Annotated in this window: 17 protein-coding genes and 2 tRNA genes; 11 read left to right on the top strand and 8 right to left on the bottom strand. The window is 64.7% G+C overall.

Annotation, left to right across the window (positions count from 1 at the left end; genetic code table 11):
• Window positions 1-128 precede the first annotated feature (128 nt).
• Window positions 129-602, bottom strand: coding sequence for a DUF1330 domain-containing protein (locus EH209_RS01475; protein ID WP_126661222.1), 474 nt, complete (start codon window positions 600-602; stop codon window positions 129-131).
• 275 nt (window positions 603-877) lie between these two features.
• Between EH209_RS01475 and EH209_RS01470 the strand changes: the two genes are divergently transcribed.
• Entirely contained in the window at window positions 878-1,723 is an 846-nt protein-coding gene (locus EH209_RS01470; protein WP_249038727.1) for a helix-turn-helix transcriptional regulator, read from the top strand.
• Window positions 1,724-2,429: 706 nt separating this feature from the next.
• On the opposite strand, the gene EH209_RS01465 is transcribed toward EH209_RS01470, so the two are convergent.
• A tRNA-Val gene (locus EH209_RS01465) sits at window positions 2,430-2,504 on the bottom strand.
• A 183-nt stretch (window positions 2,505-2,687) separates the two neighbouring features.
• On the opposite strand from EH209_RS01465, the gene trpD reads away from it, so the two are divergent.
• From trpD to trpG, 4 genes are read left to right on the top strand one after another with little or no spacing between them, the layout of a single operon-like run.
• Entirely contained in the window at window positions 2,688-3,704 is a 1,017-nt protein-coding gene (trpD, locus tag EH209_RS01460; protein ID WP_126661221.1) for an anthranilate phosphoribosyltransferase, read from the top strand.
• On the top strand, window positions 3,701-4,351 hold the full coding sequence (locus tag EH209_RS01455; protein WP_126661220.1) for a phosphoribosylanthranilate isomerase: 651 nt from the start codon (window positions 3,701-3,703) through the stop codon (window positions 4,349-4,351). Before trpD ends, EH209_RS01455 begins: the two co-directional genes overlap by 4 nt.
• 7 nt (window positions 4,352-4,358) lie before the next feature.
• Window positions 4,359-6,065, top strand: a complete 1,707-nt coding sequence (gene trpE / locus EH209_RS01450; protein ID WP_126661219.1) for an anthranilate synthase component I — start codon at window positions 4,359-4,361, stop codon at window positions 6,063-6,065.
• A complete protein-coding gene (gene trpG, locus EH209_RS01445) occupies window positions 6,062-6,712 on the top strand; it encodes an anthranilate synthase component II (RefSeq protein ID WP_211338310.1) in 651 nt (216 codons plus the stop codon). Before trpE ends, trpG begins: the two co-directional genes overlap by 4 nt.
• A gap of 164 nt (window positions 6,713-6,876) precedes the next feature.
• On the opposite strand, the gene EH209_RS01440 is transcribed toward trpG, so the two are convergent.
• A complete protein-coding gene (locus EH209_RS01440; RefSeq protein ID WP_049914527.1) occupies window positions 6,877-7,065 on the bottom strand; it encodes a hypothetical protein in 189 nt (62 codons plus the stop codon).
• Window positions 7,066-7,497: 432 nt separating this feature from the next.
• On the opposite strand from EH209_RS01440, the gene EH209_RS01435 reads away from it, so the two are divergent.
• Window positions 7,498-10,626 carry an adenosylcobalamin-dependent ribonucleoside-diphosphate reductase gene (locus EH209_RS01435; protein ID WP_126661218.1) on the top strand — a complete coding sequence of 1,043 codons (3,129 nt, stop codon included), beginning with the start codon at window positions 7,498-7,500 and terminating at the stop codon, window positions 10,624-10,626.
• Window positions 10,627-10,837: 211 nt separating this feature from the next.
• Here the strand turns inward: EH209_RS01435 and EH209_RS01430 are convergent, their stop codons facing one another.
• Window positions 10,838-11,056 (bottom strand): hypothetical protein, encoded by a 219-nt coding sequence (locus EH209_RS01430; RefSeq protein ID WP_249038726.1) that lies wholly within the window; start codon window positions 11,054-11,056, stop codon window positions 10,838-10,840.
• A gap of 114 nt (window positions 11,057-11,170) precedes the next feature.
• Between EH209_RS01430 and EH209_RS01425 the strand changes: the two genes are divergently transcribed.
• Together EH209_RS01425 and EH209_RS01420 are read left to right on the top strand one after the other, a co-directional pair.
• Window positions 11,171-11,362, top strand: coding sequence for an HVO_2523 family zinc finger protein (locus EH209_RS01425; RefSeq protein WP_126661217.1), 192 nt, complete (start codon window positions 11,171-11,173; stop codon window positions 11,360-11,362).
• A gap of 134 nt (window positions 11,363-11,496) precedes the next feature.
• Window positions 11,497-12,024 (top strand): response regulator, encoded by a 528-nt coding sequence (locus tag EH209_RS01420; protein ID WP_126661216.1) that lies wholly within the window; start codon window positions 11,497-11,499, stop codon window positions 12,022-12,024.
• A 3-nt stretch (window positions 12,025-12,027) separates the two neighbouring features.
• On the opposite strand, the gene EH209_RS01415 is transcribed toward EH209_RS01420, so the two are convergent.
• A complete protein-coding gene (locus EH209_RS01415) occupies window positions 12,028-12,780 on the bottom strand; it encodes a VTT domain-containing protein (protein WP_126661215.1) in 753 nt (250 codons plus the stop codon).
• Window positions 12,781-12,872: 92 nt separating this feature from the next.
• Between EH209_RS01415 and EH209_RS01410 the strand changes: the two genes are divergently transcribed.
• Window positions 12,873-13,271 carry a DUF5830 family protein gene (locus EH209_RS01410; RefSeq protein ID WP_126661214.1) on the top strand — a complete coding sequence of 133 codons (399 nt, stop codon included), beginning with the start codon at window positions 12,873-12,875 and terminating at the stop codon, window positions 13,269-13,271.
• A gap of 4 nt (window positions 13,272-13,275) precedes the next feature.
• Here EH209_RS01410 and EH209_RS01405 read toward each other — a convergent pair whose 3' ends face one another.
• Window positions 13,276-14,505 (bottom strand): DUF7115 domain-containing protein, encoded by a 1,230-nt coding sequence (locus EH209_RS01405; protein WP_126661213.1) that lies wholly within the window; start codon window positions 14,503-14,505, stop codon window positions 13,276-13,278.
• 103 nt (window positions 14,506-14,608) lie between these two features.
• Between EH209_RS01405 and EH209_RS01400 the strand changes: the two genes are divergently transcribed.
• Together EH209_RS01400 and EH209_RS01395 are read left to right on the top strand one after the other, a co-directional pair.
• Window positions 14,609-14,760, top strand: a tRNA-Met gene (locus tag EH209_RS01400).
• Between the two features lie 241 nt (window positions 14,761-15,001).
• Complete coding sequence (locus tag EH209_RS01395) at window positions 15,002-15,280, top strand: HalOD1 output domain-containing protein (RefSeq protein WP_126661212.1); 279 nt, start codon at window positions 15,002-15,004, stop codon at window positions 15,278-15,280.
• Between the two features lie 212 nt (window positions 15,281-15,492).
• On the opposite strand, the gene EH209_RS01390 is transcribed toward EH209_RS01395, so the two are convergent.
• On the bottom strand, window positions 15,493-15,792 hold the full coding sequence (locus EH209_RS01390) for a HalOD1 output domain-containing protein (protein WP_126661211.1): 300 nt from the start codon (window positions 15,790-15,792) through the stop codon (window positions 15,493-15,495).
• 113 nt (window positions 15,793-15,905) lie between these two features.
• Complete coding sequence (locus tag EH209_RS01385; protein WP_126661210.1) at window positions 15,906-19,091, bottom strand: PAS domain-containing protein; 3,186 nt, start codon at window positions 19,089-19,091, stop codon at window positions 15,906-15,908.
• Between the last annotated feature and the right edge of the window lie 3 nt (window positions 19,092-19,094).

Raw genomic sequence — 19,094 nt, 5'->3', positions numbered from 1 at the left:
GACAGGCAAATGTATCGGAGAGGAGATATGGTGGTGTTCAGTGAAGTCACACCCCTTCTGGGAATTCTCTACCACATCACATGGAGAGAATGCTTCCGATTTACCGGGAGGAAAGAAGATGATATTCCTTACGCACGACCTTCAGGGGAGTACTGAGAGGTGACGATCTTATTGGAGTAGGCGGTAGTCTCGTGGCGAATCTGCCGGACTTCTTGTAAGGCGTCATCGGCATACCACTCCTTCGCTGCTTGAACGGACGGGAATTCCAAGACGGACGTCATATCATGAACCCATTCACCGTCAAGCACGGTCGGATCAAATGAGAGAACGAGCGCCTCTCCGCCATGCGCTTCAATTCTCTCTCCAGCAACAGGGAGGTACTCGTTCATAAACCGCTCCCTGTCGGTTATCCTCTCAACAGTAATTACATACCCCTTCTGGGATTGTGCAGGTTCGCTTGTGGTCGTTTCGTCAGTCTGCGTCTCATCCCCACTGCCACTAGCTGTTGCAGGCGGGAGCATCTCGACTGCGCCCATTATGACTGCTCCCGCTTTCAACAGCGTTCGGCGCAAGACATGATCTGGATTCGGCTCGTTGGTCATTGTTACAGCCTCATACGCCATCCACTGGTTCGTAACACCGTGCGTCGGCTCATGTTTGTAACCCTTACAATCTATTTGATAACGATCTTATCGGCGTATTCCTGATTACTTGTCTCGGCTGTCCTTCGGTTCGGTATTCCTCGTACTCGATCGTTCATTCTCATCCCTTGCCCTTCGGCAACATATACCAGTGTATTATTCATAGCCCTATTCGTTGAGAAGTTTTCGAAACCTTGCAACGGTTTCCACCCCCTGCACAAGCTATTAGCAAGTCCGTGGAGATAGTAATCGAAATAGAGGGGTGGTGGCTTATGCCAACATCTGACACGGGAGGGGCGCTGGAAGAGATTCAAATCTTCGCAAATTCGCCGTATAGTGTACAGGTCTTCGAAGTACTCACCGATGGGCCGACGACAGGTCGCGCCCTCGCAGAGCAGACTGGTGCCTCGCGGTCAACCGTTTCTCGCATCCTCACCAAGGGGGAATCACGGGGGTGGATCGACTCAGAGGGCAGTCAATACGAACTCACGGACATGGGAGAAACCATGACCAACGAGTTCCACGACTTCCTACAGACCGTCAAAGGGATCCGGCATCTCGGAGAGATGATCCGATTCCTTCCGCCGCCTGCTCGTGAACTCGATCCCCGCTATCTCCGCGATGCCGACATCATAACGCCGACCGAGACGAATCCCGTTAAGCCGTTCGATTACTTAGCGGAGTGGATCCGTGCTGCGAACAAGAAGCGTTCGCTTGCCCGACTCGCCGTCAGCCGGTTTGTGGAATTAATCCACGATCAGTCAGTACAGGGACAACTGGATACTGAATCCGTGATTGAAGCCAGTTGGTTCGACACCCTTGGCGCAGAGCCGAAACAGATTCCAATCTGGCAGACACGTGCGGAGAGAGGAGATGTTCTTGTATACGATGGGGACGTTCCGATAAGTTTTCATATAATCGATAGAACAGTCGGGTTCTGGTTGAGCGAGGACGACCAGAATGGAGTTGAAGGGTTGGTGGTAACTGATGATCCAGCCGTTGTCTCGTGGGCGAGATCACTCTATGAGGACTACCGTGCTGAGGCGAAGCCTCTTAACCCGACGATGTTGCCGGAGGCCTAACACGTAGTTCCAACACTCTACAGTGTTCCGGAGCACTCGCTGATGTCTGGCATGGTCGTAGCGAAGGTAGCAGGAAGAACCAGTCTGAAAGCGCCTGATTCCGAACTATATTGGAATAAGCGGTAGCGCCCCTGATGCGCTAGCGAGCTAGTGTACGAGCGGTACTATCTTGCTTATCTACACTGACTTTCTATCCATGACGACTGACCGGCCCGATATCGACGTGGTCACCAACGTGAAACCGCGTGCAGATATCATCGCAGACATTGTCGGCCACCCACAGGGCGCACCCTCGTTCGAAGAGTGAACATACATGAACCGATCCCTCGGCGCGAGAGAGATCGGTGAACACCTCTACGCGCTAACGGAGGCAGGAATAGTTTGTGTCCTTGAAGCCGATACGGGGTATCTGAACCACGAGACGGGACGACAATCCCACATCAACAACGGTAGGCCACCCGACGTGACTCACCCACGAAAAGCGACTTCTGATAAGAACCCGGCCGCGTCTGCTAGTTAGGATATCAGCGGAAGGAAAATGGGTTGGGGCAGATTTGAACTACGCCGAGACGTGCTCGCTCACTCGCGTTCGCTGCGCGTGACTCGTCTAGTTCAAATCTCCCGTAACAATTTCTACGGAACAAACGACTCGCGTCGCGTGACGGTATCGTCACGCTCCGCTCGTCGGCTGTTGTTCCGTCAGAAATGGGTTGGGGCAGATTTGAACTGCCGGCCTCCTCCATGTCAAGGAGGTGTCATAACCAGACTAGACCACCAACCCGCCTGGTTTCGCTTGCGTGGCGTCCGTCGCCACCTCGCCTGCACTCAATCCTTGCTGGCCACCATAATTGAAGGTTTCGAATCGGACGCCGTACGCGACACCACCGCACGATGACCTCCGACACGCTTAAGTCGATGTACTCATTTGGTCATTACAAGACAACTACGTACATTGGTGATCACTATGCAGGAGTACGTCGAACGGGTGACCGAGGGCGAGGATCTTACACAGGAAGACGCTCGAGCGGCCTCGACGGCCGTCTTCGAGGGCGCGACGGAGGCACAGATCGGCGCGCTGCTGGCGGCGCTGCGAGCGAAAGGGGAGACGGAAGCCGAAATCGCCGGCTTCGCCGAAGGAATGCGCAACGCAGCCAGGACGATCACGCCGGACCGCGAGCCGCTGGTCGACACCTGCGGCACCGGCGGGGACGACTACGATACGATCAACGTCTCGACGACCAGCGCGATCGTCGCCGCCGGGGCCGGCGTTCCGGTCGCTAAACACGGCAACTACTCCGTGTCGTCGTCGTCGGGCAGCGCGGACGTCCTGGAGGAGGTCGGCGTCGACGTCGAGGCTGAACCCCCCGCAGTCGAGGAAGCGATCGAGCGCGACGGCATCGGCTTCATGCTCGCGCCCGTCTTCCACCCCGCGATGAAGGCCGTCATCGGTCCGCGCAAGGAACTCGGCATGCGGACGATTTTCAACGCTCTCGGCCCGCTGACGAACCCTGCCGGCGCGAACGCACAGGTCATCGGCGTCTACGACCCCGATCTCGTCCCCGTCCTCGCGGACGCTCTCTCGCGGATGGACGTCGAGCGCGCCTTAGTCGTCCACGGCGCGGGTACCGACGAGATCGCAATCCACGGCGAGACCGTCGCCGCAGAAGTGACCGGTTCGGACGTCGAGGAGTACACTCTCGAGCCCGCTGACCTCGGCCTCGAGGAACACGACATCGAAGCCATCTCGGGCGGTTCGCCCGCGGAGAACGCCGCCGACATGCGCGGCATCGTCGCGGGTGACGTCACGGGTGCGAAACGGGACGTCATCCTCGCGAACGCCGGCGCGGCGATCTACGTCGCCGGCGAAGCCGACTCGCTCGAGGCCGGTGCCGACGCCGCTCGCGAGGCGATCGAGTCCGGCGACGCCGCGACGAAACTCGACCACCTCCGGGGCGAAGTGGCCGAACCCGGTGGACGATGACGCGGGTGAAGATCTGCGGGCTGACCAACGAGGACGACCTCGAGACGGCCGTCGCGGCCGGCGCCGACGCCCTCGGGATCATCTGCGACGTCTCCGTCGACACCCCGCGGGAGGTTGCGGTCGAGCGCGCCCGCGAACTCGTCGACGCCGCGCCGCCGTTCGTGACGACCGTCCTCGTGACGATGCCCTCGAGTCTGGAGCGAACGATCGAGTTGGTCGAGACGGTCGAACCCGACGCGATCCAGTTCCACGGCACCATTCAGGTGGGGGACCTCGCCTACCTCCGCGCGCAGATCGACAGCAAACTCCTGCTCGCCGTCGACGCCGACGACGCGGTCCGGGCCGAGACCTACGACGACCTGGTCGACGGGCTCCTCGTCGACACGCCGGCCGCGGACGGCGGCGGCGGCACCGGCGAGACCCACGACTGGGACCAGACGCGGATGGCGACCGCGGACCTCGAATCGCCGCTGATCCTCGCGGGGGGACTCACGCCCGACAACGTCGCGGACGCCGTCCGGACGGTCGAGCCGTTCGCGGTCGACGTCGCCAGCGGCGTCGAGGCCGAAGGCGGCGTCAAGGACCCGACGGCCGTGCGATCGTTCGTCGACCGAGCCAAGAGCGCCCGACGAACGGCGGAGCCGTGATCCACCCATGAGTGACTCCGACACCGAACCCGACGTTTCGCCGACGCTCGACGTCGACCGGGAGACGTTCCGCGAGCACGCGGGCGAGGACGAGGACCGACCGGTCGTCGTCCGCGCCGTCGCGACCCTCGACGTGGAGACGACGCCCCTCGAGGCCTACGCTGCCCTCACCGGCCGCTCGGACTCGAGCGACCGGGAGCGGTCGCCGTACGCCTTCCTGCTCGAGAGCGCCGAAAAGACCGCCTCGAGCGACCCGGACGGCGCCTTCCGGCCGAGTTCGGCGGACGCGGACCGCCACGCGCGCTACTCCTACGTCGGCTACGACCCCGATGCCGTCGTCACGGTCGATCCCGAAGAGACGACGGTCGAGCGACTCACGGACGACGCGCCTCGGGATCTGATCGAGACCGACCCCGAGGGCGACACCGTCGACTCGCTCCGGGCGGCGATGCCGGATGTCCGCTTCGCGAACCCGCCCGAACACGACCGCCAGCACCTGACCGGCGGGCTGGTCGGCTTCCTCGCCTACGACGCCGTCTACGACCTCTGGCTCGAGGAGGTCGGCCGCGAGCGACCCGAGTCGCGGTTCCCGGACGCGCAGTTCGTCCTGACGACGAAGACGCTCGCGTTTGACGAGCGTGACGGGTCGGTCTCGCTGGACTGTACGCCGATCATCGAGGCCGACGACGACCCCGACGCGGTCTACGACGCCGTCCTCGAGGAGGCCGAGGCCGTCGCGGAAACGCTGCGGGCCGCGTCGGCGCCGGAGACCGGCGGGTTCGTCCGGGAGGACGAGGTCGTCGGGCCGAAAGCCGAGTACGAAGAGAGCGTCCGCCGGGCCAAGGAACACGTCCTCGACGGCGACATCTACCAGGGCGTCGTCTCTCGGACCCGCGAACTGTACGGCGACGTCGATCCCCTCGGCTTCTACGAGGCGATGCGCGACGTCAACCCGTCGCCGTACATGTACCTGCTCGAGCACGACGACCTGACCGTCGTCGGCGCGAGCCCCGAGACGCTGGTCTCCGTACGCGGGCGCGAGGTCATGTCCAACCCGATCGCCGGCACCTGCGATCGGGGCTCGAGTCCCGTCGAGGACCGCCGGCTGGCCGGCGAGATGCTGGCCGACGAGAAGGAGCGGGCCGAGCACACGATGCTGGTCGATCTGGCGCGAAACGACGTGCGCCGCGTCTCGGAAGCGGGCTCGGTCCGCGTCGACGAGTTCATGAACGTGCTCAAGTACAGCCACGTCCAGCACATCGAGTCGACGGTGACGGGCGACCTCGCGAGCGACGCGGACGTTGCCGAACCACGTTCGGCAAGCCGGGAGACTTCGTCTCCCGATGCCTTCGACGCGACGCGGGCCTCGTTCCCCGCCGGCACCCTCTCGGGCGCGCCGAAGATCCGGGCGATGGAGATCATCGACGACCTCGAGGCCGAGCCGCGAGGCCTGTACGGCGGCGGCGTCGGCTACTACTCGTGGTGTGGCGACGCAGACTTCGCGATCGTGATCCGGACCGCCACCGTAGAGGACGAAGGAAATCGGGATCGGATCACCGTCCGCGCCGGCGCCGGGCTGGTCGCCGACAGCGATCCGACCGCCGAGTACGAGGAGACCGAGAAGAAGATGGGCGGCGTCCTCGCTGCCCTCGAGGCGATCGAGGGCGACGAGGCAGGCGACGAACTCGAGTCCTCGCCGGAGGTGAGCCGATGAGTACGATGGACGACGCGGCCGAAACCGAGGAATCGGACGCGGGCGGCGAGGCGGAGCCGCTGACGGTGCTGTTCGTCGACAACTACGACTCCTTTACGTACAACTTAGTCGAGTACGTCAGCCAGCACGAGGGCACCGAAACCGCGGTCGTGAAGAACACCGCCTCGCTTGCGGACGTTCGCGCCGTCGACCCCGACGCGATCATCGTCAGCCCGGGACCTGGCCACCCGAAGAACGACCGCGACGTCGGCGTCACGATGGACGTGCTCCGGGAAGTGAGTCCCGAGGTGCCGACGCTGGGCGTCTGTCTCGGGCTCGAGGCGGCCGTCTACGAGTACGGCGGGACCGTCGGCCGGGCGCCGGCGCCGATCCACGGCAAGGCCTCCGCCGTCGACCACGACGGCAAGGGTGTCTTTGCGGGCCTCGAACAGGGCCTTCGCGCCGGCCGGTATCACTCGCTGATCGCGACCGAGGTGCCCGACTGCTTCGACGTGACGGCGACGGCGGAACACGACGGCGAGACGCTCGTGATGGGGGTCCGCCACCGCGAGCATCCGATCGAGGCCGTGCAGTTCCACCCCGAGAGCGTGCTCACGGCGGTCGGTCACGACGTGATCGAGAACTTTCTCGAGTCGATCGACGGCTGAGCTGTCTCCTCGAGCGGGCCATAACGGAGTGTCGGTGTGCCGAGTTCGAACCCGAGAAACTGACGGGCATCTCGAGACCACGCAGCGTCGAGACCGAAACTAACGATGCACCGGCTGAACCTCTCGCATCGACGCGATACCTACGGACCGGGTCCAATACCGAGTTAGAAGAACGGCAGGAACGACAGGTCGGTGACGCCGGCCGTGTAGAGGCCGGCGAGGACGATAGCGGAGACGATACCGACGCGGATCGCCAGTTTGATCGCGATTTTGATTGCGACGACGGCGACCGCCAGCGCGGCCAGACCCGCCAGCACGAGCAGAACGGTCGACGAGGTCAATGGTTCGACCATGGGAAATCCTGCGTATTGCAGGGACGTAATCTTTCCGGATAGAATGAACAAATCGATCACGTGACTCTTCGAAGCGCGGAGAGGTCGGTTTGGAGCCGAAAACCACACGACAGCGCGCTGAATATACCCGCTGAGGATTACTTTCAGGACGCTCTGAAAATCGTTAAGACCGTCGGCGTTGTAGGTGTTGATAGCCACGGTTACGGCCGTCTCGAGTAGCCGTGATCGAACCCGGAACGATAGGATACGAAAGGACCCCAGAGACATCTATCCAACTGAACTTGTCCTAATACAAGAAAAGTAGGACAACAACACCACGTTTTAAGATGGACCGATGTCTACCGAACCTTCGTCACGAATGATGCGAGCCAGCACTCGGACCCACGCTAGAATCGCCACCCTGCGGCGGGGGAACTACGAGGTGACCCGCGCATGAGCGAATCGGAACTCTCCGCGGAAGATCTGACCCTCCCGATCAAGCGCACCGACGGCGACACGCTCGAGGAGCGCCTGACCGGCAACGCCTACCACAACATTCTACCCGCGCGATACCTGCGCAAGGATGCCGACGGCGAACTCATCGAGGACCAGGAGGATCTCTTCGACCGCGTCGGCAAGAACATCGCCCTTGCCGAGGCCGTCTTCGAGGCGCGCAAGCGCGACACCGAGATTACGGTCACGCCCGATCAGCTCAAGCCCGACCACCCGCGGCGCGACGAACTCGCCGAGGAAGTGTTCGGAGCGGGCACTACCGCCGAGGACGACGACGAGACGACGCTCTCTATCTACAACGTCAACAAGTTCGCCTACGACACCGTCGTCCCCGAACTCCCCGACGAGATCCGCACCCACGTCGAGGACGTCGCCGACGAGTTCCAGGGCATGATGGAGAATCTCGACTTCATGCCGAACTCGCCGACCCTGATGAACGCGGGCGACGAACTCCAGCAGCTCTCGGCGTGTTTCGTCGACTCTCCCGACGACGACATCGACGACATCCACCAGACCGCCAAGGAGGCCGCCCAGGTCTTCCAGAGCGGCGGCGGCATGGGCTATGCCTTCTGGCAGCTTCGTCCCTACGGCGACGCGGTCGGTTCGACCGGCGGCATCGCCAGCGGCCCGATCACCTTCATGCGCACGTACGACCAGATGTGCGAGACGATCGCCCAGGGCGGCGCCCGACGGGGCGCCCAGATGGGCGTCATGCGCGTCTCCCACCCGGACGTCATCCAGTTCATCCATGCCAAGAACAAGGACGTCTCGCTGGCCGAAACGCTGCGCCTGAACGACCCCGACGACTTCACGCACAACTCCTTCCAGGAAGCGCTCGACGAGGCCCGCGAACTTATCGACGACGAGGGGAAGGTCCCCAAATACCTCCGGAACGCCGTCGAGGGCCACCTCTCGAACTTCAACATCTCCGTCGGTATCACCGACGACTTCATGGAAGCGCTGCAGGACGGCGAGGAGTTCACGTTCACCAACCCCCGAACGGGCGAGCCCCACATCGCGACGGAAGAGACGAAAGAGCTCTACGACATGTTCGGTCTCGGCGAGCACGTCGAGGTCGGCGAAGCGCTGTCGATCCCGGCCGAGGAACTCTGGGACGACATCGTCGAGGGCGCCCACGAGAACGGCGAACCCGGCGTCATCTACCTCGAGCGCGTCAACAAACAGCACTCCTTCGACGTCGAGAAACACCCCGACCACCGCATCCTCGCGACGAACCCCTGCGGCGAGCAGCCCCTCGAAGAGTACGAGGCCTGTAACCTCGGGCACATTAACCTCTCGACGCTCGCGGACTTCGAGGCGCCCGACTGGCGCGTCTGGTACGACGAGCACAGCGACGAGTACGAGTCGCTCGAGGACGCCGTCGATGCCTTCCTCGAGGAGGCGATCGACTTCGAGGAGTTCGACCGCCGCATCGAGATGGGGACGCGGTTCCTCGAGAACGTCGTCACGATGAGTGACTTCCCGGTCGAGAAGATCGAGCAGAAGGTCCGGGAGATGCGCAAGATCGGCCTGGGCATCATGGGGCTGGCACAGCTGTACATCCAGCTCGGGATGGAGTACGGCAGCGAGACCTCCAACGAGGTCGCGCGCCAGCTGATGCGCCACATTAACCACGGCTCGAAGTGGGCGTCCCACGAACTCGCCGAGGAGCGCGGCAGCTTCGACGAGTGGGACAACTCCAAGTACGCGAACCCGACCGAGTACCGCGAGTGGTTCGAGAAACAGACCGGCCTCGACGCCGATGAGTGGGAAGGCGGGTTCTCGATCCGGAACCACAACACGACGACCATCGCGCCGACCGGCACGACCTCGATGGTCGGCAACACCACCGGCGGCTGTGAACCGATCTACAACGTCGCCTACTACAAGAACGTCTCCGACGACGTCCAGGGCGACGAGATGCTGGTCGAGTTCGACGACTACTTCCTCCGCGTGCTGGAGGACAACGACATCGACGTCGACGCCGTCAAGGAGGAGGCCCAGGAGCAGATGGCGACCAACCAGTTCAACGGCGTCGAGGGGCTCTCGACGGTGCCCGACGCCATCGGCGAACTGTTCGTCACGACCGGCGACCTCTCGGCGAAAGAGCACGCCGGCGTGCAGGTCGCCTGTCAGCAGGGCGTCGACTCCGCCATCTCGAAGACCGTCAACGCGCCCAACGACTCCACGCTCGAGGACGCCAAGGACGTCTTCGAGTACATCTACGAGCACGGCGGGAAGGGTGTCACCTACTACCGCGACGGCACCCGCAGCAAGCAGGTGCTGACGACGCGCGCGAAGAACACCGACTTCGCCGACGAGACCGAGGCCGCCGAGGCGCTCGCCGAGCAGATCGATGAGATTTTCGGCGGCTTCGAGGCGTTCCTCGAGAACGAGGACGTACAGGACGTTCTCGAGGCGGACCTCGGCTCGCTGTCCGGCGACGCGGACGACGCCGAGCCCGTGCAGGTCGACTTCACCGAGAAGCGCGAGCGCCCCGACGCCCTGCAGGGCGTCAGCCAGCGCATCGACACCGGCTACGGGAAGGTCTACGTGACGATCAACGAGGATCCCGAGACCGGCCAGCCGTTCGAACTGTTCGCCAACATCGGCCACTCGGGCGGGTTCACCAACTCCTTCACCGAGGCGCTGGCGAAGGTCATCTCGACCTCGCTGCGCTCGGGTGTCGATCCCGAGGAGATCGTCGACGAACTCTGTGGCACCCGCTCGCCGAAGGTCGCCTGGGACAAGGGCGAGCAGATCCAGTCCATCCCGGACGCCATCGGCACCGCGATGCGCCGCTACCTCGAAGACGAGATCGACAAGCCATACCCGACGCAGGCGACGCTCGAGGAGTCCGCCGACGCGGACGCCATCGAGTACGACGGGCCGAAGACTGACGGCGGCGCGGCGGCCGCTCAGGGCGGCGCCGGGGACGCCGAAGACGACGCGACGCAGGACCTCATCGAGGCCGGCGAGTCGCCCGAGTGTCCCGACTGCGGCTCGATGTCGCTGTACTTCTCCGAAGGCTGCAAGACCTGCGAGTCCTGTGGCTGGAGCGAGTGTTGATCCAGTCTAACGGCTGAAATCAACCGAATCGTCTCGAACCGTCTTTCTTGTCGACGCGTTTCGTTTTCCACCGGTTTCGAAGCGATCAGGCGACGGACCGATCCGGTTCCGGGACGGTCATCGTCCGGTACCACGGCAGGCCGACGGTGGTCTCCGCCACCACCAGTCCGCCCGCGACGGCGAAGGCGAGGCTGTAACTCGAGGCGGCGAGTCAGCCGCCGATGATGCTGTCGAGCCCGCCGGCGAAGGCCATGAGAGCGCTGTAAGCACCCAGCGTCTCGCCGCGGATCGACGCCGGCGCGAGCTGGGTGACGATCGTCCCCGTCGTGACGGAGACGACGGCCCACGTGACGCCGATGACGGCGAAGACGACCGGAATCGACCGCGTCAGCGGAACGACGGCGAGCATCGCGGCGACGAGGGCGAGCACTCCGACGACGAATCCGCGGCGCTTCCCTGTTCGATCAACGAGACGCCGCCGAACGCCGCGGAGTCGCTCGAGCGGACCGTCAGGACTTAGCGCCGGCCGATCAATGGGGTCCGTATGGCAGCCGACAGCGACGAACCCGACGCCGGGAATGCGGCCGAGACCGACGCGGACGGCGGAGGAGCGACCGCCCGGTCGAGCGGCCCGACCTGTCCGCACTGCGACGGCGAACTGTTCAAACGCCACTGCAAGTACGTCTGCCCGCAACACGGCGTCATCTTCGACTGTGCGGATACGTTCTGGACCTGAGCCGGGTCCCGGTGCGGGAGCGGCGGCTCGATTCTCCCGTGCCCACCGGAGGGCGGTTCGGCGCCCGACTCGAGGCGTGAGTCGCCCGGTACTGCTACAAGACGACGCGTTGTGGTCTCGGACGAACGATCCGTATGTCTACGTCTACGCAACCGACGATTCTCGTCGTCGAGGACGAGCGCGAACTGGCCGATCTCTATGCGACGTGGGTGAGCGAGGATTACGAGGTACACACCGCTTACGACGGTCGCTCGGCGCTCGAGGCGATGAACGGGACGGTCGACGTCGTCCTGCTCGACCGACACATGCCCGATCTGACCGGCGACGAGGTGCTCAACCGAATCCGGGCCGCGGGCCACGACTGCTGGGTGATTATGGTCACGGCGGTCGATCCCGGACTCGATATCGTCGAGCTCGATATCGACGACTACGTCACCAAACCCGTCTCTCGCGCGCAGCTGACGCGGATTATCGAGAACCTCCGGGTCCAGTCCCGGTACGGCGGCGACGGCCGGCGCGAGCTCACCGCTCTGTCGAACAAGATGGAGACCCTCGAGGAGGAACACGGGCCGGACGAGCTAGCGGAGACCGACGGCTACCAGCAGTTGGAAGCGGATCTGAAAGACATGAGCGAGTCGCTAGTCGACGACGGCGACCGCTGATCGTTACCTGTCCGTCGGTCGGCCAGTCGTTCGGCTTTGGTCTCCTCGACCCCGAACGAGTCGATACGCCGGCGCGGCCAGCAGCGCGATCGCAGCCGCCAAACAGGCGAGCGTGAGCGCCGCTCCGAGGTCGCCGACCCCACCGGTCCTGACCGTCGCCGCCGACGCACCGACGACGACAGCGGCGATTGTCCAGGGGAGTTCGCCGATCGCCGTCCCGATCACGAGGTGGCGGAGTCGCACATCACTGACCGCCGCCGCGCAGGTCGCCACGTCCGACGGGATCGGCGCCAGTCGCGAGGCGACGACGCCGCGGATCGGGCCGGCCGTCTCGTAGTACTGTCCGACGACGGTTCCGGCTCGCTCGAGGATCGATCCGAACGGGCCGGGAGCCGATGCAGAGATTGATGCAGGCTGAACGCCGGTATCGTCGTCGGGCGAGCCGACGGCGATCCAGCGGACGGCGAGGAAGACGGGGACGACCGTCACCACGACGCCGAGCAGCGCCACCGGAACGCCGACCGCGACGCCGTAGCCGTAGCCGACGACGGCGGCCAACGGTGTCGTCGGCAGGGCCAGCAACGGTCGCCCAAGGTAGAGACCGGTCACGACGAGACCGAACAGGAGCGGCTCGGCCGACACCGATTCGACGGTCGCGAGCAGCGCCGACGGCGAGACGAGCGCGACCGTACAGAGGAACGCACCGATCGCGACCGCGGCGGCGACCGCGCGCGTTCGCACCGAGGGGGACGACATCGATCGCAGTTTCCCACCGAGCGTTGAAACTTTTGTGTCTCTGGGCGGTCGGGACAGAACGTTTATTCGGTCGGAGAGACCACCACTCACCGATGGATCGGGAGGACCGTCGGGTCGAGACGTCCGCCGACGCCAGCGACGACCGCGTCGAACGCGGGCTGGCGTTGCTCGAGCGACTCGAGCACGAATCGCTCGCGCTGGCCGACGTCGTCGACCGGATCGAGATGGTGACCAGCGACCCCGCGGTGACGCGGACGATCCTCGACGAGGCGGAACTGCGGGGAATCATCGAGCGCGACGACGGCATCGTCCGCCCGAAGAGCCGCCAGTACGTCAGCTTCGATCAGGACGTGATCACGAAGGAAGGGGAGTTCTCCTGTCAGCGCTGCGGGTCGGGGCTGTCGACCGGCTACTTCATCGACCTCGACGCCGGCGAACTGGGGCCGTTCGGCTCGTCGTGTATTCGGAAGGTGACGGGACGGGACGGGTGAGGCCTCAGCGACCCTGCCGGAGTTCGGCGATCAACTGTTCGATCGTCTCCTGTTGTCGTTCGATGAGTTCGGACTGTTCCTCCACGGCCGCCTCGAGCGCGTCGATCCGTTCGGCGAGTTCGGCCGGATCGTAGTCGTCGGTCGCGGCAGCCGTGGCGGACGCTGCGGACGCGGATTCGGCCGCCGCGTCGGCGACGAACCCGCTGTCGTCCCGCGTCGATTCGGGCACCCGTTCGTCGTCGACCGGTGCGTCGGACGCACCGTCGAAGGCCGTCTCGACGTCGTCGGTCGGAGTGTCGGCGCGGCTCGCGTTTGAATCCGACGACTGCTCGGCCTGGGTCGCGGTCGCGGCGGCGCGCGCCGACTGCTGGGCGGACTGCTGTTGCGTGCGCTGTGACTGCTGCGGTTCGCCGGCGGCCGCGAGTGGATCGGTCGACTGCGGCTGGGGCCGGGGCTGGGAGTCGTCCGAGTCGGCCGCCGTCTCGGTCGCCGTGACCGTCTCTCGGTCTTCCGGTCCGGGCGGGTTGGCGTCGAGCGGATCGACGCCGTCGCCGAAGTCGACCGCGCCGCCGTCCCGGCCGCCGCCGTCCTCGTCGACGCCGATCGTCTCGTTGAATTCCGCGAGCGACGTCACGCCGTGGTACTCGAAGAGGGCCCGTTTGAGGCGCTCGCGGAGATCATTCGCCTCCTCGTTGGGCGCTTTGATCCGCTCCGGGCGGCCGGCGACCGTGAGCACGATTTGGGTGGCAACGCTCCCGTCTTCGAACGCGAGCTTCGTCACGTCGTCGAAGTGGTAGCCCTCGTAGTCGCCGTCCCAGACTGCCCCGCCGATGTGTTTGACCAGACGGTCGCTGGTGATGATCAGCGTCAGTTCGCTGAAGCGGTAGGTCTTGACGACCGTCTCGCCGGGATCGGTGATCCCGTTGCCGTTCAACACGCCGGCCAGCACCGGATGCAAGACCGCATCGGTCTTGTCCGAGGGGACGGTGAACTCCTTGGTCCCTTCGAGGGAGTACTCGAGGGTGAACTTCGTCTTGCGCCGGCCCTCGGAGAGGGTCAGCCGGTCGGCCTCGTGGGGGTATTCCTCGATCGATTCGTCGCTCAGGATGCCGTCGGATCGGTAGACGAGGGAACTCGAGGACGTGATGAAGAGTTCGTCTTCGCCGCCCAGAGAGACTCGAGCCGCGATTTCGTCGCCGTCGAGAGTAGATTGGACGATTTCCGGAACGCTCATGCGCGGGTAGTTGGGAAGGCCATGTCATAAATCCGTGGGTCGGCGTTACAGGGCGATCGGGAATGAGAAGGTTAAAGAAACACAGCGCACAACTGAAGAGTGAGCCCGGGTGGCTTAGCTGGACATAGCGCCGCACTCATAGGGTTCAGAGATTCGGTGCGGTACGCCTTGGAAGCCTCCGTGTCCCCCACGAGGACCGCCGAGCCTCGGACCTGGGACATGCGGAGATCGAGGGTTCGGAGCCCTCCCCGGGCATGCTTCTCACGAACGTTACAAGTATAGACGAGTGACAACGCTAAGAAGCAGGACCGGATCGCTCCGAATCCGTAGGTCCTCAAGAGTGAACGAAGTGAACGATCGAGGGCACGGAAGAGTGGAGCGCTTCCAGAGGTTCGGAGCCCTGGTTTTCCACCACACTCGAGTCGAGAAACCGGAACGAACCGTCAATTCGGCCCGCATCACCAGCTTTATCCGACGTACCATAGCATGGCGGCGTATGGGGACGGGGGTCTCATCGAAACCGAGTCACAGCATCGTCACGCAGATCGCCGAAATCGAGGACGTCGATCCGACTGACCTCGAGCCGCCGCTTCACGCCGTCGTCGATCTCGACGCGCTCGAGCGGCTGATCGACTCGAGCAGGGCGGCGCTCTCGATTTCCTTCCCGTATCGGGGCCATCGCGTTCGCATCGACGGCTCCGGAGCCGTCGAGATTACGGCAGCGAACCATACCGATCCGAGCGGCGAGTCGCCGGAGGAGTCACACGGCGACTGAGTAGTCTCTGTCGCCAACCCGACGGACGGTAGAGTAGCGGTCGTGTGATCGAGATGGTCTCGTTCTGCGTTGAGAGAGCCACAGCGACCGGGATCCGCCCTCGAGGAGGAGGGTCGCGGCTACCGACTCGAACGGAGTAGCGACGCGACCGGTCGGTAGGTACTGTCGAGGTCGCGGATAAAGAGGCGGAAAACGCGTCAGCAGGCGTCGATTTACGCCGCTTCGATGCGGATCTCACCGTCGGCGGTGACGGTGACGAGATAGTCGAGGTACTCGAAGGAGACGGACCCCCCTGATCGAACCCCGTCCGTACGCGGTTCGAACAGTCGCTCGAGCGCGTCGGTGTTGATCGTGTAGTGAAGCGGTTCGAGTTCCGTTACCGATTCGTTGCCGAACGCCGCGACCGCGTTGACGATAGCGACGCTCAGTGGTTCGTCATCGAGTCGATCGTACTGCGAAACGTACTCTGCGTCCGCTTGCGCGGACGGTGATCGTGTAGTCATCTCAGTCATTGATTTCGCGCACCCCCAGTGCGGTCTGTGGGAAGACAGCCGTTCTTCACCGGTCGTCGTAAAGAATCTGATCGTTATCTGTATAACCGGACCGATGGGGGTAGGTTATACAGTTAACCATCCAGCGAGCGGCCGTCGAACAGCGCGGTGAAGAGCTTCCGCTCGGTGGCTCGGACGTGTTTCTGAAAGGCGGGGGAGGAGATTCCCAGCGAGTCGGCGATCGATTCCCCGGTCGTTTCCCGCGGCCACTCGAAGAAACCGCCGTGGTAGGCCGTCTGGACGACCTCGCGTTGCCTATCGGTCAGTTGCTCGAGCAACGCGTTGCGGGCGGCGGCATCGATTGTCGATCGCGCCCGCGTCGCGCCCTCGCGGCGGGCGACGAGCGAGACCGCGAACTCGCGGCGGTTGAGTTGCGACAGCACGTTCCTGACCTCGACCGTCTCCGGAACCTCGACGACCGCTCGTGTCCCGGTATCGTCGGCGACGAGCGACCGCAGCGTCCCGCCGTGGGCGTCGACGGCGGCGCCGAGAAACGGGTCCGCGTACTGGAGTTGCAACAGCGTCTCCGCGTCGGTGTCGGCGATCACGGACGCGTCGTCGATTCCCTCTAGTTCGGCGACGGCGGCCGGATCGACGCCGTCCGCCTCGTCGACGACCGCGAACACCGTCGGCGTCCCGTCGTCGCGGATCGCCCCGCCCTCGAACTCGACTCGCGCGTCCAGTCGGTCGGCGAGGCGACCCAGCGGATTCGGCCCCTCGAGGGCGAGCTCGAGTTCAACTGCGGGAACGCTCTCGCTGTCCAGTGGGGTCTTTCGTTTGACGGCGTCGATCGAATAGCCGACGGTTTCGCCGAGTTCGGCGAGCATGGATCGGAGCGGCTCGTCGAACGCGTCCCGATCGTCGCTGTACAGCGTCAGGACGCCGTAGAGGAAGTCGTCGTAGACGAGCGGCACGGCGTATACCGATTGGAAGCTCCGGGAGAGGGCTTCGCCGCGCCAGGTCCCCTCGCGGATCGAATCGGCGACGTTCTCGACGAACACCGGCGACCGCGTCCGCGCCGTTCTACCCGCCGGTTCGGCGGCGGAGTCGTCGACGGTCGTCACCGACACCGCGTCGAGATACCCCCGTTCGTGGCCCGCCCGTCGGCGGGGCAACAGCTGATTCCCGCCCGGGTCCGGCTCGCCGATCCAGGCGAACGAACAGCACTCGAGGTCGGCGAGGCGCTGGCAGATCCCGCGTTCGATCTCGGCGCGGGAGTCGGCCATCAGGAGCAACTGTTCGAGGTCCTGACGAACCTGGCCGGCCGCGTTGAGCCGCTCGAGGTGTTCGTTCTGGCGCTTGAGCTCCCACTCGTGGCCGTGGAGCCGGCGCGTTCGAGTGATGCGGTCGAGCGCCGCTTCGGCCGTCCTGGCGAACAGTTTGGCGAGTTCGAACGTCTCCTCGTCGTAGCGTCCCGGTTCGGAATCGAGAGCGACGAGGACGCCGTGTTCGCCGATCGGGACGTAGAGACCGCTGCGAGCGTCCGTGGTCGGGTCGAACACCTGCGGAGCGTCCCTGACGTCGTCGAACCGGGCCGGCCTGTCGTCAACGAACGCCCGCCAGGCGAGGCTCTCGCCGGGACGGAGTCGCGGGGGCGATCCGACCGTCGACTCGAGGCTTGGCGAGTAGGCCGTCGGCACGAGTTCGTTTTCCCGGTCGTCGAACCGGTAGACGACGGTCTCGAGATCGAGAACGTCGTTCGCGACGTCGACCACGTACTCGCAGGCGGCCTGCTCCGATTCGACGGTCAGCAGGTGGCTCGTCGCCTCGTGGAGGGCGTTCAACGCCGTCTGATACTGGGCGCGTTCGGTGACGTCGGCGGCGATACCGATCACGCGGTCGACTGTGTCGTCCTCGACGATCGGCCGACACCACTGTTCGAACACCCGGCCGTCGAATTCGATCGAAGAGTGGGTCGACACGCCATCGAGAGCCGCCCTGAAGTCGGCGCGAATCGCGGGCTTGTCGTCGAAGACGTCGAACGCCGACTCGCCGATGATGCCGTCGGCGACCGCCTCGCTGCGCTCGAGGGCGCGCCCTTCCGCCAGCGCGATCGTCCCGTCGGCCTCGAGCTCGAAGAGAACGACGGGGACATTCCGGATGATCGTCTCCAGCTGTTCCGTCCGGTCCTGCAGTTTCCGTTCGCGCTCGACCCGGTCGGTCACGTCCTGGAAGTACACCGAGAGTCCGGACGGCGACGGGTAGAGGCGGACGTCGTACCAGCGGTCGGTCGGTTCGTAGTAGTGTTCGATCGACGCGGGCTCCTGGGTTTCCATCGCCTTGGTCGCGGCCGTCCGGAACGGCGTCTCCCGGAGCTCCGGAAACAACTCGAGGATCGGATGGCCGATCACCGTGGCGGGATCGACGCTGAGGAGGGTCCCCGCCCGGTCGTTGACGTACGTGAACCGCAGCTCCGAATCGAGTGCGTAGAACGCGTCGCTGATCCGTTCGAGCGAGCGCTCGAGTTCGCGCTCGACCTGGTGGACGGCCGTCACGTCGCGGATCGACGCGACGATACCGTCGATCTCGGTGTCCGACTCGCCGCCGGCGCGGTCCTCGGCGGCCAGCCGATTCGTGAGCACGGCCTCGTGGACGTACCAGGCGTCGTCGGCGTGCTGACAGCGGTACTCGACGGTCGTCGTCGTCCCCGGCTCGCTCGCACAGAGGTCGTCGAACGCGGTCCGGATCGACGCGACGTCGTCCGGGTGAACGAGGTCCAGATAGTGGGTTCCGACGAGCGTCTCGGGCCCGTAGCCGGCGATCCCCTCGGCCGACGGACCGACGGCCGAGATCGTGCCGTCGTCGTCGACGACGAACACCGCGTCCGAAGAGTGCTCGAGCAGCGCACGGAACCGCGTCTCCTGACGCGCAGCCGTGCGACGGACGGCGTCGAACTCGGCGGTTCGGCGCAGTCGGTTGGCGAGCAGCGACGACCGCTCGGCCGCGGCTTCGGGGATTACGTCCGTCGCCCCGTCGGCGCGGAGCCGATCGATCGACTCGTCCGCGGAAGAGTCGAGCGCGTAGACGACCGGACACTCCCCGTCGACCCGCTCGAGGACCGCTCGGTCGTCGGTGAGCAGGCAGTCCGTCTCGTCGAGGGACGCGTCCTCGAGTTCGGTCGCCGGATCGAGCGGCCCGCGAATCGCGATCTCGTCGTCGTCCGCGTCGATCCCCGCCGTCGCCCGTTGCAACCACGTCAACGTCCCGACCGCGAGGACGCGTACCGGGGTCTGTTCGGGAACCTCGAGGCCGCGATGCATAGC

This window comes from Haloterrigena salifodinae, assembly GCF_003977755.1.
Lineage (GTDB): Archaea > Halobacteriota > Halobacteria > Halobacteriales > Natrialbaceae > Haloterrigena > Haloterrigena salifodinae.
Note: the sequence above shows the minus strand (reverse complement) of the source record. Positions and strands in the feature narration are given on the sequence as shown.

Bases quoted from the DNA above. Each gene is read 5' to 3' on its own strand.
- EH209_RS01475 (WP_126661222.1), bottom strand. From the start codon at position 602: ATGACCAACGAGCCGAATCCAGATCATGTCTTGCGCCGAACGCTGTTG.
- trpD (WP_126661221.1), top strand. From the start codon at position 2,688: ATGCAGGAGTACGTCGAACGGGTGACCGAGGGCGAGGATCTTACACAG.
- EH209_RS01455 (WP_126661220.1), top strand. From the start codon at position 3,701: ATGACGCGGGTGAAGATCTGCGGGCTGACCAACGAGGACGACCTCGAG.
- trpE (WP_126661219.1), top strand. From the start codon at position 4,359: ATGAGTGACTCCGACACCGAACCCGACGTTTCGCCGACGCTCGACGTC.
- trpG (WP_211338310.1), top strand. From the start codon at position 6,062: ATGAGTACGATGGACGACGCGGCCGAAACCGAGGAATCGGACGCGGGC.
- EH209_RS01440 (WP_049914527.1), bottom strand. From the start codon at position 7,065: ATGGTCGAACCATTGACCTCGTCGACCGTTCTGCTCGTGCTGGCGGGT.
- EH209_RS01435 (WP_126661218.1), top strand. From the start codon at position 7,498: ATGAGCGAATCGGAACTCTCCGCGGAAGATCTGACCCTCCCGATCAAG.
- EH209_RS01425 (WP_126661217.1), top strand. From the start codon at position 11,171: ATGGCAGCCGACAGCGACGAACCCGACGCCGGGAATGCGGCCGAGACC.
- EH209_RS01420 (WP_126661216.1), top strand. From the start codon at position 11,497: ATGTCTACGTCTACGCAACCGACGATTCTCGTCGTCGAGGACGAGCGC.
- EH209_RS01415 (WP_126661215.1), bottom strand. From the start codon at position 12,780: ATGTCGTCCCCCTCGGTGCGAACGCGCGCGGTCGCCGCCGCGGTCGCG.
- EH209_RS01410 (WP_126661214.1), top strand. From the start codon at position 12,873: ATGGATCGGGAGGACCGTCGGGTCGAGACGTCCGCCGACGCCAGCGAC.
- EH209_RS01405 (WP_126661213.1), bottom strand. From the start codon at position 14,505: ATGAGCGTTCCGGAAATCGTCCAATCTACTCTCGACGGCGACGAAATC.
- EH209_RS01395 (WP_126661212.1), top strand. From the start codon at position 15,002: ATGGGGACGGGGGTCTCATCGAAACCGAGTCACAGCATCGTCACGCAG.
- EH209_RS01390 (WP_126661211.1), bottom strand. From the start codon at position 15,792: ATGACTGAGATGACTACACGATCACCGTCCGCGCAAGCGGACGCAGAG.
- EH209_RS01385 (WP_126661210.1), bottom strand. From the start codon at position 19,091: ATGCATCGCGGCCTCGAGGTTCCCGAACAGACCCCGGTACGCGTCCTC.